Origin of the sequence: Alteromonas profundi, from assembly GCF_010500865.1 — a bacterium.
Lineage (GTDB): Bacteria > Pseudomonadota > Gammaproteobacteria > Enterobacterales > Alteromonadaceae > Alteromonas > Alteromonas profundi.
Genome location: NZ_JAAAWN010000003.1, coordinates 245,608 through 262,271, shown reverse-complemented (window position 1 = coordinate 262,271; position 16,664 = coordinate 245,608). Strand labels below are relative to the sequence as shown.

11 protein-coding genes and 1 tRNA gene are annotated in these 16,664 nt (G+C 44.4%); 4 read left to right on the top strand and 8 right to left on the bottom strand.

Going from position 1 to position 16,664, the window contains the following annotated elements; genetic code table 11:
• Window positions 1-88: 88 nt before the first annotated feature.
• The 3 genes from GTH32_RS03875 to GTH32_RS03865 form a co-directional block, all read right to left on the bottom strand.
• Window positions 89-646 (bottom strand): nucleoid-associated protein, encoded by a 558-nt coding sequence (locus GTH32_RS03875; protein ID WP_163083923.1) that lies wholly within the window; start codon window positions 644-646, stop codon window positions 89-91.
• Between the two features lie 583 nt (window positions 647-1,229).
• Window positions 1,230-1,316: transfer RNA gene (locus GTH32_RS03870), tRNA-Leu, on the bottom strand.
• 322 nt (window positions 1,317-1,638) lie between these two features.
• A complete protein-coding gene (locus GTH32_RS03865; RefSeq protein WP_343033383.1) occupies window positions 1,639-2,760 on the bottom strand; it encodes a HupE/UreJ family protein in 1,122 nt (373 codons plus the stop codon).
• 387 nt (window positions 2,761-3,147) lie between these two features.
• Between GTH32_RS03865 and GTH32_RS03860 the strand changes: the two genes are divergently transcribed.
• Window positions 3,148-3,630: an RDD family protein gene (locus GTH32_RS03860; RefSeq protein ID WP_343033384.1), complete on the top strand. Its 483-nt coding sequence runs from the start codon at window positions 3,148-3,150 to the stop codon at window positions 3,628-3,630.
• Between the two features lie 85 nt (window positions 3,631-3,715).
• Here GTH32_RS03860 and lptG read toward each other — a convergent pair whose 3' ends face one another.
• Entirely contained in the window at window positions 3,716-4,777 is a 1,062-nt protein-coding gene (gene lptG / locus GTH32_RS03855; RefSeq protein ID WP_163083922.1) for an LPS export ABC transporter permease LptG, read from the bottom strand.
• Window positions 4,778-5,878 (bottom strand): LPS export ABC transporter permease LptF, encoded by a 1,101-nt coding sequence (gene lptF / locus GTH32_RS03850; RefSeq protein ID WP_163083921.1) that lies wholly within the window; start codon window positions 5,876-5,878, stop codon window positions 4,778-4,780. It abuts the gene before it with no gap.
• Window positions 5,879-6,138: 260 nt separating this feature from the next.
• On the opposite strand from lptF, the gene pepA reads away from it, so the two are divergent.
• Genes pepA through GTH32_RS03835 form a run of 3 tightly spaced genes read left to right on the top strand, consistent with a single transcriptional unit; the run spans window position 6,139 to window position 10,890 of the window.
• Complete coding sequence (gene pepA, locus GTH32_RS03845; protein WP_163083920.1) at window positions 6,139-7,644, top strand: leucyl aminopeptidase; 1,506 nt, start codon at window positions 6,139-6,141, stop codon at window positions 7,642-7,644.
• A gap of 6 nt (window positions 7,645-7,650) precedes the next feature.
• Window positions 7,651-8,073 (top strand): DNA polymerase III subunit chi, encoded by a 423-nt coding sequence (locus tag GTH32_RS03840; protein ID WP_163083919.1) that lies wholly within the window; start codon window positions 7,651-7,653, stop codon window positions 8,071-8,073.
• Between the two features lie 42 nt (window positions 8,074-8,115).
• A complete protein-coding gene (locus GTH32_RS03835; protein ID WP_163083918.1) occupies window positions 8,116-10,890 on the top strand; it encodes a valine--tRNA ligase in 2,775 nt (924 codons plus the stop codon).
• A gap of 139 nt (window positions 10,891-11,029) precedes the next feature.
• On the opposite strand, the gene GTH32_RS03830 is transcribed toward GTH32_RS03835, so the two are convergent.
• From GTH32_RS03830 to GTH32_RS03820, 3 genes are all read right to left on the bottom strand, one after another.
• Window positions 11,030-13,690, bottom strand: a complete 2,661-nt coding sequence (locus GTH32_RS03830; RefSeq protein WP_163083917.1) for a hybrid sensor histidine kinase/response regulator — start codon at window positions 13,688-13,690, stop codon at window positions 11,030-11,032.
• A 30-nt stretch (window positions 13,691-13,720) separates the two neighbouring features.
• The gene (locus GTH32_RS03825; protein ID WP_163083916.1) at window positions 13,721-15,004 is read right to left on the bottom strand and encodes an ABC transporter substrate-binding protein; all 1,284 of its coding nucleotides are present in this window, start codon (window positions 15,002-15,004) and stop codon (window positions 13,721-13,723) included.
• A 130-nt stretch (window positions 15,005-15,134) separates the two neighbouring features.
• Window positions 15,135-16,532 carry a sensor domain-containing diguanylate cyclase gene (locus tag GTH32_RS03820; protein WP_163083915.1) on the bottom strand — a complete coding sequence of 466 codons (1,398 nt, stop codon included), beginning with the start codon at window positions 16,530-16,532 and terminating at the stop codon, window positions 15,135-15,137.
• Between the last annotated feature and the right edge of the window lie 132 nt (window positions 16,533-16,664).

The window sequence follows — 16,664 nt, the reverse complement described above, 5'->3', positions numbered from 1 at the left end:
TTATTATCTTCAATTGGGTATATTTCACCAGCTCAATATGAAACAGACTACTATGATAATTTAAACGAGTCAGGTAAAGTGGCCTGACTTAAACAAACTGGTCTCCGATGAACTCGGGGCGATTCATATAGCTCTTAAGGTCTTCTTGCTTTTGGGTTTGGTGTTGCCTAATAAAACTATCAATATTTATATTTATAGCTTGATAAAGTTTTGTTGTATCTACCCTTGTTGCCTCTTTCGGCTTAAGCTCCTTAAGTTCAAATGCCTTGGTATTCTTGATCATTACTGCGATAACGTATGTTGCGTTTTGCTTGATATACTCAATGAAAGTAATGTAACCACCAGTCCCTGAGGTATTTTTCATCGCAAGCTGCATATCGCGCATTGTTTCTTGAGACGTTGTGAGAAAATCAGTATTTTGATTGCCGCAATCGCGGTAGGATTTTATAGACTTTGGAAATTTCAGATTATGAGACGTAAAAATGCCATAGATTACACTTGTTTTTTTATCGAATAATTCAAGGATTTCCTCAGCAAGATCATTAATTACGTTATCAGTTACGTCTAGAAGTTCACTTGCAAGTCTGGGCTCATCCTCTCCTTTGACGAGTTCATGGATCACGAATTTGGAAACGACATGTGACATATTTAGAAAATCCCTTTTATAACTACAAGATAGCTTATCAACTATAGCCGAAAATGTTTTCACAGAGTAGAGTGGAAACGCCGAGTAGCTTTATTTTTACAGAAGCTGCCTATTTCTTGAATCGTACATCATCCAGTTCCACGTTTTCGGTATCTACAGCTTGTCTTTTCTTAGATTTAGGCTGAGGTTTCTATAGAGCAAAAGTTCTACTGGATAAAGCATCTGCGAACACTCAGGTTTAACAAGGATATGATGCTCCTCAGTCAATGCTGCGATAGGTTCACAATGACGCGCGACACGTCCATGCCAGTTCCAGCTAGTCGCTGCCAAGTAATTTATGTTTCTTAGCGAATAAAATATTTGTGAGCATCAGAGTCTTTTAGCACAGAAACCTTCGGCGGTTTTGGAGAGGCGGGTTTATATTGAAACGGGTTCGGATCTTCCTTAGGCATTCTGTCTCGCTACAATTGTGAGAGAAGCGCCATGAGTTGATTATTGGATTAACTTCTGAAAGAGGGTTACGTAAGGACACAAAAAAACCGACTCATAAGTCGGTTTAAGTATCTGCTTCATAAAGAAGAGATGGTACCAGTGGGCGGACTTGAACCGCCACGCTATCGCTAGCAACGGATTTTGAATCCGTCATGTCTACCAATTCCATCACACTGGCATTAAATTTTACAGTCTACAAAACTCTAAACACTTTGCATGACTTTGCAAGCATTTTTTAACTTGTTTAAGTCAAAAGGTGCTTACCTTTCAATGACTTGCCTAGTTTAAGTTGTTAGACGCGACCAATTTTGAATCCGTCATGTCTACCAATTTCATCACTCTGGCATCAAATTTTATAAACAACTATTAGCAGAGTTGTGCTGCATCGATATAGTCTCGATGCGATGCATTATAGCGATAGCGCGTCGGCTTACAACCCTTTTTTTCTATTCTGTAATTAGTTGCACAAAGAATGCGCAATAACCGAAGGTAGTCACTGCCTACCAGCGCTGTATGGCCCAATTCAATGCAATAATAGCAATAACCGAAGAGGCAAGGGGCATAATCGCCCGGGCGTATTGTTGCCAATGGCGTAAGCCTATTAGTAGCGGCAAAATAACCGATACTATGGCAAGTTGGCCTACCTCTACACCAATATTAAACGCCGCTACGCTAAGCACCAAACTGTCAGATTGTGCGTTTAGGTCGGCAAATACGCTGGCGAACCCCATACCGTGCAGTAACCCAAAGGCAAAGGTGAGTATGCCCAACTTAACGACTTGCGGGTAAATATTATTGATAGCGGTAAACAGAACAGAAAGCGCTATACCAAACTCTACTAAATTACTGTTAAGGCTAATATATCCTAATGCTGTTAGCGTTAACGTAATGGAGTGCGCGAGGGTAAAGGCGCTAACTAAAATTAGCGTATGCTTAAATATGCGTTTAGTAGAGGGCTCTTTTTGCCATTCACCGTTTGCCCTTAATAAGTTTACGGTCAATAGTGTAGCTACTAAAAATAGAATATGGTCAATGCCGATAAAAATATGCCAAACACCTTGATAAAGCATTTCGCCAAATAGCGTCCAGTTTGAGTTTTTTTCATCAGGCAAGGTTGCTGATTGATTATCTAGGCTAAATACTTTGGTGGTACTTTGTTCGTCGGTGTTTATTTGTGCGAGTAGCTTATGATCACTTTCAACGTTAAATATACCTGAGTAGTTAACCACCATATCTCCACGTGACGCACATGTGGCTTCAATGGGATATACCAATAAATCTTCGCCTGATATTCTGCGCATAGAGGGGAGGTTAATTGCTAGCGAACATGTTTGCCCATCGCGCTTAATTGCTAAAACTTGGTTTAAGTAGTCTACAACCTGTGGATGGTTGAGGTTCACTTGGCCCCAGCCCACCGGTGTGTTATCTGAAGAAGCTAAGCCTTTCACCTTTGTTAAATCGTTGGAATTTAACAATAGCTCCCCGCTAAATACGCCTGCGCGAACTTCGTCTAGCGTTAAGTACCCACTGCTAAGTTCGTGAGCATAACTATGAAAACCTAATGCCAAAAGCGCAAGTGTAAATAGTGATTGGCGGGCTAATTGAATTAGGGTTTTTATCACAGCAGTCTCTCTAACTTATTGGCGAAGCTGCGAAGTTTAATTCACGCTGAAATAAGACGCTATCGCTTTTAGCGTTTTTCACTTGGTTAAGTTGTAAGTAGATATAATAAATGTCTAGCCTACATTAGCGCCCGTAGTGCGACAGAAAAGTTTTCGAGTGAACCATAGACGTAAATGGACTTGAGTACTTGGCATTGATTTATGACTGTCGCGCTGGCTAAGAACATTTATACCCCCTCGTTATTATGGCAAACTACGGCCAATTGTAGTTTTAGTGGAATGATTTTGAGTAAACGCAAACACACAAGTGGCAAAAGTAAGTCGGCGACCGCCAGAAATAAAGCTGCGGCATCTAAGGGTGTACACCAAAATTCAGATTCGCCATCAATCGGCCAAAGGGCGAGTTTTTTCCGTCGTTTGTTGGCCATGATTTACGATACCTTGGTGGCAACCGCAGTGGGCATGTGTGCGGCAATGGTAATGATAGTGACACTAATAATTTTATTCACCAACGGTGTGTTAGATATGCAAGGCTATGCTACTCCATCCGATTTAATCCAAGGGTCTGTAGCCTATAAACTATTAATTCAAATGTGGGTTGGCCTCTGGATTGCCGGATTCTTTTTGTGGTTTTGGCATCGAGGAGGGCAAACGCTAGGTATGCGGGCGTGGCGCTTGCGTATTTATAGTACTGTAGATGCACCAATGACGTGGTCGCGCCTGCTTATTCGTTTGGTTTCGTCACTGTGCGGATTAGGTACGTTATTCGTGCTTTTTGATTTTAAAGAGAAACAATCATTGCAAGACCGTCTGGCTCAAACAGAAGTACTAAAATTGTCTAAAGAGGCTAACGACCATAAAAGTTGGTAAAAGATTATGCTTAAAAAAGGGAGCGTTACTCCCTTTTTTGTTAAGTATCACAGGTGCTAAGTAGCTTTTTCTTTAGTAGCTTTGTCTATTTTCGTAACATTAACGCAGCCACTGCTGCGAACAGCATGCTAGGCAATAGCGCCCCAAAGAATGGGGGTAATTGATATACCAAACTTAATGGCCCAAATACTTCGTTTAGGATGAAAAAGCCGAAGCCCGTAAGCACGCCCATGATGACCCTCGCCCCCATAGTAACGCTTCGTAGTGGACCAAAAATGAACGATAAGGCCATCAGTAACATCACGCTTACAGATACGGGCTGTAGAATTTTACGCCATAGTGCAAGTTCGTAGCGTGAAGGATCTTGGTCGTTGTTATCAAGATACGCAACATAATCTACCAACCCAGTGATAGATAACGCTTCAGGCTTTACCGCTACAATGCCAAGTTTGTCGGGGGTTAGCGTTGAATTCCACCGCGTTCTTGGTGTGTTATCCAACGATACAAACGTATCGCTAAACGTTGTGACATCCACGTTTTCTAGCCACCAGCCTTCACCATCATAATTCCCGTTTTCAGCGTAGGTAATACTTTCAAGGGATAAATCGTCGCTGAAATCGAAAATGGTAATATCTTGTAAGCTGTTGCGACTAAGTACTTGGCCAATACTCACAAAGTGTTCGCCATCTTTAGCCCATACTAATTGCTCGGAGGAAAATAAGCTTCCCCCAGAGATGGCTTCGGTGCGTATTTCTTTGGCTTTAGACTCACTGAAAGGGGTAACCCATTCGCCCACTGCCATCACCAATAAAATCATCACAGTGGCCGATTTCATCGCTGAGGTAATAATATTCCATCGGCTTAAACCTGCGGCCTGCATTACCACCAACTCGCTATTGCTTGCTAATACGCCCATGCCTATAAGGCCGCCTAGCAGTGTCGCCATAGGGAAGAACTGTTCAAGGTCGCGAGGCAAGCTTAATACCACGTATAAAAAAGCCACGGCCATGTCGTAGTCGCCTTCACCGACTTTTCGCAGTTGCTCTACAAACTTTATTAGCGCGCTTAAACCAATCAGCACTGATAAGGTTACAGTTACAGTACCAAGTAGCGTACGAGCAATGTATAAATCAAGTATCTTAAACATCTACGTTTTCCCCAGTACCCATGCGCGCAATTGTGTACCGGTTTTTCTGTCTCTTACAATCAAACCAACCCCAATAATTAGCATTATGGTATGAACCCACCATAAGCCAAGTTGTGGCGGCATTTTCCCATCTTCCAAAACCCGTCTACTTGCCAGTAGGAGGAGGAAATAACCCAGGTAAAGTAAAATGGCGGGAAACAGCTTGCCAAATCTGCCCTGCCGCGGGTCTACAGAGCTAAGTGGCACAGCAATTAACACCAAAAAAGGAATGGATAACGGAATAGCGATACGCCACTGCAGTTCCGCTCGCGCCTCTATCGTGTCGTCACCCCACAACTCGCTAGTGGGTAAAACACTTACTTTACGCCGCGATTCTTCGGCAGGTTTATCGGCAATTTGAATTTGATATTCATCAAACTCTACCTTGCGATAGTTTTGCGCAGACTGTTGACCTTCGTACTGAACGCCTTCGTTGAGCACTAAGTTGCGCGTACCATCGGTGTTGTTTGCAACTTGCCCCGTTTGGGCGTAAACAACGCGTACTTGATTATCACTACCGTCCGATTGGTTTTGCGATAAAAATACGCGTCGCAAATTGTCGTCTGTGTCTATATCGTGAACAAATATCACCGCTTTGGCATTGCCAGTTTGCTGAAACCTACCTGGTATTAGCGCCGACAAGCCAGCTTCATTACGCGCTTTTTCCCGTAGCTGATATTCATTATCAGCCGCCATAGGCGCCAGATATAAAGTTATCGCGCCGGTAACTATCATTATTAGTAGCGAAAGAAATAGCATAACGCGGGTGATGTACCACTCGCTAATGCCACATGCACGCATCACTGTCATCTCGCTGTCTACGTACAACCTGCCATGGGCTAACATGATGCCGAGATAGGCACTAATAGGGAGCACCAGTGATGCTAAAATAGGGGCGTATAAGCCGAGGAAACCGAGTACTAAGCCAGCGGGTATATCTCCATCTGAGGCATCGCCAAGCACGCGCACAAATCTAAGGGTGATAAAAATCGCCATTAGGATGAAGAATATTGCTAACTGAGACTTTAACGTTTCCTTAAGTAAATAGCGGAATATCAGCATCTCAGTCCGTCCGGAAAATTTGGAATTTTAGTGAAAGAAACCACAATTTTGAGTAAACTTACCGTTTTTACAAGTTTTGCCTGTAATCATAAAATCGTTTGCATGATGTTACGCCGCAAAACTGAAGAAATATCAGTTAACATTGCGTTGTTCACAGTGAGCATGCAACCATAGTGCGTATTAAAACATAAAGCAGCGCGAAACGTTATGCGAATTTAAGCATCGTGCAAACTAATAACGACGAAAAACGAGGTGATATCGTGGAGTTTAGTGTAAAAAGTGGCAGTCCGGAAAAACAACGCAGTGCCTGTATTGTTGTCGGTGTCTTCGAGCCGCGTCGCCTAACCGCGGTGGCTGAACAACTAGACGACATTAGCGAAGGTTATATTAGCAACTTGCTACGTCGCGGCGACCTAGAAGGTAAGGCTGGACAGATGCTGTTGTTACATCATGTCCCTAACGTGCTAAGTGAACGTGTATTGCTTGTGGGCTGCGGCAAAGAGCGCGAACTCGATGAGCGCCAATATAAACAGATTATCGCGAAAACTATTCAAACCCTAAACGAAACGGGTTCCATGGAAGCAGTATGCTTTTTAACTGAATTGCATGTAAAAGGCCGTGATACCTACTGGAAGGTACGCCAAGCAGTAGAAGCAACCGAAGATTCGCTGTATACCTTCATGCAATTGAAAACCAAAAAGGGTGAGCCTCGTCGCCCGCTGCGTAAAATTGTTTTCAATGTTCCTACCCGCAGAGAACTGACCGTGGGCGAACGAGCCATTGAGCACGGGTTGGCCGTTTCTCGTGGTGCTAAGGTAACTCGCGACGTTGCGAATATGCCGCCTAATATATGTAATCCGGCTTACTTGTGGCAGCAGGCACAAGAGTTAGCGAGCCAATATGACAGTGTTAGCGCTGAAGTGATTGACGAAACGCAAATGGCAGAGCTTGGAATGCAAGCGTATCTTGCCGTGGGCCGAGGCTCCGAAAATGAAAGCATGATGAGTATTATGCATCATCGCGGCGGCCCTGCAGATCAAGCGCCTATTGTATTGGTGGGTAAAGGTTTAACGTTCGACTCAGGCGGTATCTCTATTAAGCCAGGCGAGGCGATGGATGAGATGAAGTATGACATGGGCGGCGCCGCCGGCGTGTTAGGTACTATGCATACCATTGCTGCGCTTAATCTACCTATAAACGTAATTGGTGTGCTGGCAGGCTGTGAAAATATGCCAAGCGGTAATGCGTATCGTCCGGGCGATATCTTAACCACTATGTCGGGCCAAACGGTAGAAGTGTTAAATACTGATGCCGAAGGGCGTTTAGTGCTGTGTGATGCGCTAACGTATGTTGAACGTTTTGACCCTGAGTTAGTTGTCGATGTCGCCACCCTTACTGGCGCAGCAATTATCGCACTAGGGCATCATGCTACAGCGGTAATGAGTACCCATAATCCACTGGCGCATGAATTGTTAAATGCCTCTGAGCAAAGCTCAGATCGTGCATGGCGCTTACCGCTTTGGGACGATTACCAAGAGCAGTTAGAAAGCCCGTTTGCTGACATGACTAACCTAGGCGGTCGTCCAGCGGGGTCTATTACCGCAGGTTGTTTCTTGTCACGCTTTACCAAGAAGTACAATTGGGCTCACCTCGATATCGCAGGTACTGCATGGCGTAGTGGTAAAAATAAAGGCGCTACAGGCCGTCCTGTTCCTATGTTGTCACAGTTCTTAATGAATCGTGCCGGCATAAAGTTAGAGGACTAGCGCACGATGCCTCAAGTCGTGTTCTACCAACTTGTTGACAGCGACAATGGCGTGGCGGCGAAAGCCAGTCAGCTGATTGCGAATGCTTATGCCAATAAGCAAAAAATAAGTGTTTTGTGTGATACCAAAGAACAAGCGGAAAACGTAGACGAGCTGTTGTGGCAACTGCCAGCAGCGCGTTTCGTACCACACAATCTCTACGGTGAAGGCCCTCAGGCGGGCACACCGGTAGAAATTTGCTGGCAACCTCAGCAGGTGGCCAGACGTCAGCTTGTGGTTAATGTGGGCTCGGGTATGATCCCCGCGCCCAACAACCATAGACAAATAATCGATTTTGTACCTGTAGATGAAAAGGCAAAACAAGCCGCACGGGTACGCTACAAAAATTATCAGCAAGCCGGATGTCAGATGCAGTTCAAATCTGCATGACGAATTCCAACATCATTTTAGGCTTCATCACGAGAGTAAGTAATGGATAAAACCTTCGAACCACAGTCCATTGAGCAGCAATGCTATGAAAAATGGGAAAACGCCGGTCTGTTTAAAGCAACAGGAAATGGCGACCCCTACTGTATTTTATTGCCACCCCCAAACGTTACCGGTAGCCTGCATATGGGTCATGGTTTCCAGCAAACCATTATGGACGCATTAACCCGTTACCATCGTATGAAAGGGGACAATACCCTTTGGCAAGTAGGTACCGATCATGCCGGTATCGCTACCCAAATGGTGGTGGAGCGCCAGCTAAATGCAGAAGGGAAGACCCGTCACGATTTAGGTCGCGACGATTTCATTAAGAAAGTGTGGGAATGGAAAGAACACAGCGGCGGTACTATCACGGGCCAAATGCGCCGTCTGGGAACATCCCCAGACTGGTCTCGCGAAGTGTTCACCATGGACGAAAATCTATCTAAAGCAGTGACTGAAGTGTTCGTTAAACTGCATGAAGATGGACTGATTTATCGTGGCAAGCGTTTAGTTAACTGGGATCCGGTACTACACACAGCAGTATCAGATCTTGAAGTTCTGAACGAAGAAGAAGATGGTCACATGTGGCATATGCGCTACCCGCTTGCCGATGGCAGCGGTGAGTTAGTTGTCGCCACAACCCGTCCGGAAACAATGCTTGGCGATACTGCAGTAGCCGTTCACCCAGACGACGAGCGTTATCAAAGCTTTATCGGCAAACAAATTAAACTACCTATTACTGGGCGTTTAATTCCAGTTATTGCTGATGACTATGTAGATCAAGAGTTTGGTACTGGTTGCGTGAAAATTACGCCAGCGCACGACTTTAACGATTACGACATGGGTAAGCGTCATGACTTACCTATGATCAATATTCTTACCGACGACGCCAAGATAAACGATGAGGCGCCCCAAGAGTATCGCGGCCTAGATCGCTTCGACGCTCGTAAGCAAATTGTGGCTGATTTAGAAGCCCAGGGTTCATTGGTTAAAATTGAACCGCACAAGCTTAAAGTGCCGCGTGGCGACAGAACAGGTGCGGTTATCGAACCATACCTAACTGACCAGTGGTATGTGGCTGTTGAGTCTCTTGCTAAGCCGGCTATTGAAGCGGTGGAAAGCGGTGAAATACGGTTTGTGCCTGAAAATTGGAATAAAACGTACTATCAGTGGATGAACAACATTCAAGACTGGTGTATTTCTCGTCAGCTTTGGTGGGGCCATCGTATTCCAGCATGGTACGACGAAAATAATAATGTTTATGTTGGGCGTACCGAAGAGGAAGTGCGTAAAAAGCACGGCTTAGGCAGTGAAATTACACTTTCTCAAGATAATGATGTTCTCGATACGTGGTTTTCTAGCGCACTATGGCCATTTGCTACCATGGGCTGGCCAGAAGAGACGCCAGATTTAGACACTTTCGTTCCTTCCTCTGTATTGGTAACAGGTTTCGATATTATTTTCTTCTGGGTTGCCAGAATGATTATGATGACCAAGAAATTTACAGGTAAAATTCCTTTTAAGGATATCTATATTACCGGCCTTATTCGTGACGAAAACGGCGATAAAATGTCAAAGTCGAAGGGCAACGTGTTAGACCCTATCGATTTGATTGACGGTATTGATATTGAATCTTTGGTTACTAAGCGCACCGCCGGTATGATGCAGCCACAGTTGGCTGAAAAGATTGCCAAACGTACCCGCAAACAATTCCCTGACGGCATTCACGCATACGGTACCGACGCACTTCGCTTTACGTTTGCTGCCATGGCGTCTACTAGCCGTGATATTAACTTCGATATGGCGCGGGTTGAAGGTTATCGCAACTTCTGCAATAAAATTTGGAACGCATCACGCTTCGTATTAATGAACACAGAAGAGCACGATACGGGCCGAAACGGTGGTGAGATGGTGCTTAGCATGGCCGATCGCTGGATTTGGGCGAAGTTTCAGGAAACGTTAGTAGAGTTTGAAAAAGCGTTATCAGATTATCGGTTCGATATTGCTGCACAAACCGTTTACGAGTTTACCTGGAACCAGTTCTGCGACTGGTATTTAGAGCTTACCAAGCCAGTACTTAATAATGATGCCAGTAGTGAAGCTGAAAAGCGGGGTACGCGGCATACACTTATTAATGTATTGGAAAGCTTGTTGCGCTTATTGCACCCGTTAATGCCATTTATTACCGATACTATTTGGCAGCGTGTAGTACCGCTTAGTGCAAACAGTGTGGGTGACAATGCCAGTATTATGGTTCAAGCCTTCCCAGAAGTGGATGAAGCAAAACAAGACGATAAAGTTTTGGCCGATATTGAATGGGTGAAGAAGTTTATCGTAGGTATTCGAAATATCCGCGGGGAAATGGATATTTCTCCTAATAAGCCGCTCAACGCACTATTGAAGAACGTGAGTGATGAAGACGCTCGACGTTTAGACGCGGCGAAAGGGTTCCTAGATAAGCTATCTAAACTAGAAACTGTGACAGTGTTAAAAGACGGCGAAAGTGCGCCTGCCAGTGCCACCGCACTGGTCGGTGAGATGGAAATTCTTATTCCTATGGCTGGGCTTATTGATAAAGATGCAGAGCTTGCGCGTATTACCAAAGCGATGGATAAAATCGACAAAGATGTATCGCGTACTCGTGGCAAACTTGGAAATGAGAAGTTTGTAAGTAACGCGCCTGAAGCGGTTATTGAAAAGGAACGAGGTAAGTTAGAAGAGGGTGAAAAAGCCTTGGCCAAACTAAAAGAGCAATACGACACTATTGCTGCACTTTAGGTTAGTGTTCTAGGTTGTAATGCTCGCGCGTAAGGTTAGCCTAGTAGAGTGTGGGCAGCTATTGCTGTCACACTGCCTAGGTTTAAGCTTGGTATTAACGCTATCTCCACCATAAAAGCTGCCAAATTAGGCAGCTTTTTTATAGGTAACGCTTTAACATCGCAATAAGTGATTTTCGTTTTATTGGCTTGGTGAGGTAATCATCCATACCCACACTCATGGCTTTTTGTCTATCTTCTTTCATTGCGTTGGCACTTAACCCAATAATGGGCAATGTGGTAGCCCCTTGGTTACGCAGTGCTTGGGTCGCTTCGTAACCATCCATTACTGGCATTTGCACATCCATTAGAATTAAGTCGTAACGTGGGGTATTGGTAATTTTTTGTATCGCCTGTTTACCGTCTTCTGCAATATCAAAAGTAAGCCCTAGCCCTTTTAACATTTCTCCGGTTACCAGCTGGTTAATATTATTATCTTCCACTAATAGTAGATGCCCTTCTAGGGCAACATTTGCCACGTCTTCTTGTATTTTTTCGCAGCTCGTTTTGGCATGTCGCTGTTCCACCAGTAACAAGGCAAATTCTTCTAACTGGGCTGGGGTGAAAGGGTGTATAAGCAGTGCTCCTCGCCACAGTTGCGTATACTTGTGGTAAAGCGCTGCTCCTACTGTATCCGACACTAACCCTATTTGCTTGCCCTGTTCCCGAAGTGCATTCAGCCAGCCAATATTTTCTCTAAACACAGTAAAGTTAGCGATATCAATAACAATATGAGTTGGTAGATGTTGCTTCAATTTAGCCTCATCTATACTCATCATATTTTCCGGCATTAATTTTAATAAATGTTGGTAGTCTTTCGACAGTAGCGGGTCGGTGGTTAAATACAGCGTATCTATGGGTAATTTCGGCGTAGCTGCGAAAAGGCGTGGCTGACTAGCTGAGGCATTAAGCGGAATGGATACCACAAAGGTACTTCCTTTTCCTTGTTCTGATGTTGCCGCTAAGGTGCCGCCCATTAAATCGGTAAGCTGTTTAACAATGGCTAGGCCTAACCCTGTTCCACCATATTTACGGTTTGTTGCGCCGTCTGCTTGCGTAAAGGGGTTAAATACCCGGGCCAGTTGCGCCTCAGACATGCCGATGCCAGAGTCACTGACGCGCATTTCCAACATTATCCGATTTATTGAATCATCAAAACGCCCATCAAATTCAATAGTAATATTACCCTGTTCAGTAAATTTTACCGCGTTGCTGCCAATATTCATCATAATTTGGGCTAAACGAAGGGGATCGCCGGTGACGTTAGTTGGAATAGCCGCAGAGACATTAAGGCGTACAGAAAGGTTTTTCTCTTGAGCACGAAGCGCTATCACTGCAATGAGGTTGTCGAACAGCGAGTGCAGAGAAAAGTTTACCTCTTCAATTTTTAGTTTACCTGCTTCAATTTTAGAGAAGTCGAGAATGTCATTGATGACACTCATGAGAATTTGGCTTGAGTATGCTGCCTTGTTTAAATAATCCTCTACCACGCTAGGGAGGGGGTGTTGCTGCGCCAATTCAAGTAACCCAATAATGCCGTTCATAGGGGTACGTATTTCATGGCTCATATTAGCTAAAAAGACACTTTTTGATGCCGTGGCTTGCTCAGCTTTATGGGTGGACTCTGTGAGTGCTTTATTGAGGTGTTCCAAGCGAGCGTTTAGCCGCTGTGCATCTTTTAATAAACGTTCGGTTTGTTTGTTCTTTTCACTAAATACCCGTGCTGCGTTAGCGAGTTTTCCTATTTCGTCCCTGCGCTTAATACCGGGAATACGAGAAAGTTTGTCGCCCTTTGATAAACGCTTAAAAACATCAGTTATAGAGCGGATAGGCCCGAGGATCCTATGTACGGTATAAGCTGCGGCAAGTAGCGCCAGCAAAATAGCAAATAAGGAAAATAAATCGCCGTTACGTTTCGTGCTTTCTGCAATGGAAAAAGAGTCTTGTGCTATGCCACTGGAATGCACAGATACCTGATTCGCCAGTTCACCGCTTAAATATAAAAACTCATTGGCAGAACCCGCCATTACCACGTTGACTAAAAACAGACTGCCTTGGGTTATCTGTGTTAGCTTAAAAAAGTCTCTTTCGACTTTACCGAGTCTATTTAATAGCTTTTGCTGAAATTCGCTTGTGGGTAATGCAATTGCTTTTACGTTTTTTATCGCACGGTTAAAGCGCGCCATTAGGGTCATATCTGGCGTCAATAGATAGTGAAGCACCGCATTTTCTGCATCTTGAAGGTGTAAATTGATACCATCGATAGTAGCCTCGTCGATACCATATTCAGTGCTAGCTGAGCCTAACAGGCGCTTGATAACAAGAATATCGGCAAGGGAGCCATCTACCAGCAAGTCGTCTCTGTTGCTGCGAGCATCTATCACTTGTGTAAAACTTTCTTGATAAGCAGATAAGTGCTCGCGCATTCTCGATAATACGTGGCTATCTGCTTGCTCATCGGTTATTTTTTGTGATAATGCGAGCTGCTCGAGTTTGGTGCGAATACTGATCATCAAGCGCTCAAAGCGAGTGACGGCAGACTGACTGCCATTTTCTTTAAAAATGAGTACGTTGCGCTGAAGGTCTACCACGTCTCGTTCTAGCTCTTTTACAAACCCCACATCTACCACAGCTTGATTAGTCGCACTCAATCCCTCAACAAGCGCTGCTTGGTTTTCCCGCGCAATATAGCTTTGCAGCAGCAGTAAGGTAACCAGTGCAATTAAGACTAAAATTAACTGTGTTCTAATAGATGCAAGCATAAGTATGGCTAAGCCTAAATTCGTTGTATTTCATGAGGTGATAAACTCGTACCACTTTTGCAAGCTGTATTCGTAGTTTGGCATAACCGTATTCCATACCGCCACATTGCTGAATCTATCTTCGTAACTTCCCCCTGTACGTTGAGCGCCTTTTGGAACACTCGTACGGCCATCTGGGCCGGCTAAGGGTTCAATGGCTGGCATTCCCTTGTACCAATAGTTCCATTCTGCTTTGCTTAAATACTGTGCTGAGCGTTGCGGGTTTGAAATATAATATCCCTGTCTGGCAATGAAAGCGCCAGGCCAACCCGATAACCACCAGTTCATATATTCATACGCTGCACTTTGGTTTCTGCCTTTACAGGCCGAAGAAAGACACATGACCCCATGCCAGCCTCGGTAGCCTTCTTTCGGAGCGGCAAAGCGTACTGGAATATGCTGGCCATTAAGCGCCGTTACAGCGGGGGAAAACATGCTTTCTATAGCCACTCGCTTACTCGCCATAAATTGCACCGATTCGGGCACCGACGTCCAAAAACCGCTGAAATGGTTCAATTGGGAAAGCTCTATAAGTACACTGAAGAGGTTGTCTAACTCTACTTTGGTCATAGCACCAATATTGTTGAAGGTAACAAACCCTTTCGCTTGTGCAGCTAACGCTAAATCGAATAAGCCAATAGTGGGATCGTTAACTATGGCAACCTTACCTGAGTATCGACTATCTAAAAGCCAGCCCCAGCTTTCTTGTTCACTGCGCAATGTATCTGGTAACGTGTTGAGGTTGTAGCCGAATGAATCAACGTTATGAACATAGGGCAAAAAGCTTATCTTTCCGGTATGTTCAGGCCCCAGTTCACCGTTATCTTGCACATGAAGCAATTGGTGTGGGGCATCGCCTGCGCCAATACGCGCGTTTTCAGTAATTTTCCCCGTTTTGGTAAGGCCGTTTATTTCATCCCAATAGACGATTTTGCGTTTATCGATAGGCTGAATGGCTTTAGAGCGCCACAGTAGGCTTATGCTATTCGACCACTGCTCATAGAGGTCGAAGGAACTAGGGTCCATTGTTGCTTTTTGTAGAACAGATGCGCTTCCACCTTGTCGAAAAACAATGTTTATTCCCAAGTCGGCCATTGCGCGATGGCGAATTTGTTCTTGCAAGGTGACATGGGTACCAAGCACTGTAAGGGTTGGAGGGGCTTTGCCTATTGCAAAAGGGGTTACACCGGCGGTTACACCCAATGCAGCAGCTCCGCGTAAAAAACGGCGGCGGCTACATGGCGTTGCAGTGCCTGTTTGCTCTTTCCCTGTCATGATAAGCGTTTCTATTATGTAAATAATTAAACTTCATTTTGGCATTGTTTTTCAGGTCTTTCCAAATATAGTTAGGCGCTATAGACTAATGACCAAGTAAAATGTGGTGCCATTGTTCTTATCCAATACCTTATTCTTTGGTTAACTGCCGTTGAATGTGAACACGGTTTCTACCGTCGTGCTTAGCACAGTACAATGCCTTATCCGCTTCATCCATCAGCTGCTTTCCTTCCACGTACTCTGTGCTTTGCACATGGAATGCGCCTATGCTTATGGTAACCTGATAATCGTTTAACTCACTGATGGTCTTGTTTAGATTCTCGACCTTTTGCCGTAAACGGTTTAATAAACCTTCAGGTTCTAAGCTTGTTGGAATAACCATGAAAAAGCCAAACTCTTCCCCCCCTAAGCGGCCAATACCATCTTCCTGTCGAAAGAATTGCTTCATAATTTGTGCCACAGCGTAAAGCACTTTATCGCCAAGGCCGTGGCCGTATGTATCGTTTAGACGTTTAAAATGATCTACATCGGCAATACCAACAATAAGCGAAAAGTGATTACGCTCGGCAAAGTGTGTTGCTTTTTCCAACGTATCGTAAAAGGCACGGCGATTGGGGATATCGGTCAGCTCATCAAAATAAGCGAGCTTCTCAAGTTTGGCATTGACGTTTTTTATCTCGCGGGTTTTTTCCATAACTAATTTTTCTAAATTTTCACGGATAAGTTTTAATTCATCATTGCGGCCTTTAAGTTGCTCTGAATAAAACCTCGTTGAACTAACGTCACGTTCGACAGAAGCGAAATGAGTCACCTCGCCAAATCGGTTAGTAAGAGGGAATATACTCATTTCAACCCAGTAGGGAGTACCAGATTTAGTGTAATTTAGCAGCGTTTCGGTTACTGGGCGTTGTTCTAACAACGCTTGTCGAATTCTTAGCGTGGCAGATTTATCCGTCAGCGGACCTTGAAAAATCCGCGGTGTTTCGCCAATAAGTTCTTCCCGTGAATATTCGCTTAACTCACATATAGCATCGTTGACATAAATAATCTGCGGGGACAACGGCCCCTCAACATTTGCCGCTTCGGTAACGATAATCATGTCCTGCGAGTTTTGGACAATATCTTTATAGGAGAAATGGGTGACTTGTTCGGTGATCTCGGTAAAGTAAACAACAATAAAGCCCTTGCTATTATCTTTGTATTTCTCAGGGTAGGCATTCACTCTTACCCATTTAACAGCGCCGCAGTCTTTTTCCACTATGCCAATAATTTCATTGGTTAATGGCGTGCCTAAACGAACAATTTTATTTACGGGGTATTCGTCAATATGGAGTCGTCTGTCTTGTCGGTCTATAAACTCCCAGTGTTCGTGTTTACCCGTTATTGTCTTTAGCTTTGCCAGAGGGGTATTTAATATTTCAATCGCAGCTGGGTTAGCATAGACGATTTGCGTATCCCATGCGTGAATAACAACGCCAATATCGGCGTGTTCAAGCAAGTGAATGAGGTTGATGCTTTCAATATTCATGTGTACAGCGCGCCGGGCAAGGAAACGCTAAGATAGCGTTAGAAAAAGTGACTTAAGACTGCGTCTATTTTAAACAAAAACAGCCTTGTTCCATATATGAACTTTAGTCTATGGGGCTGGATTAACAAGGCC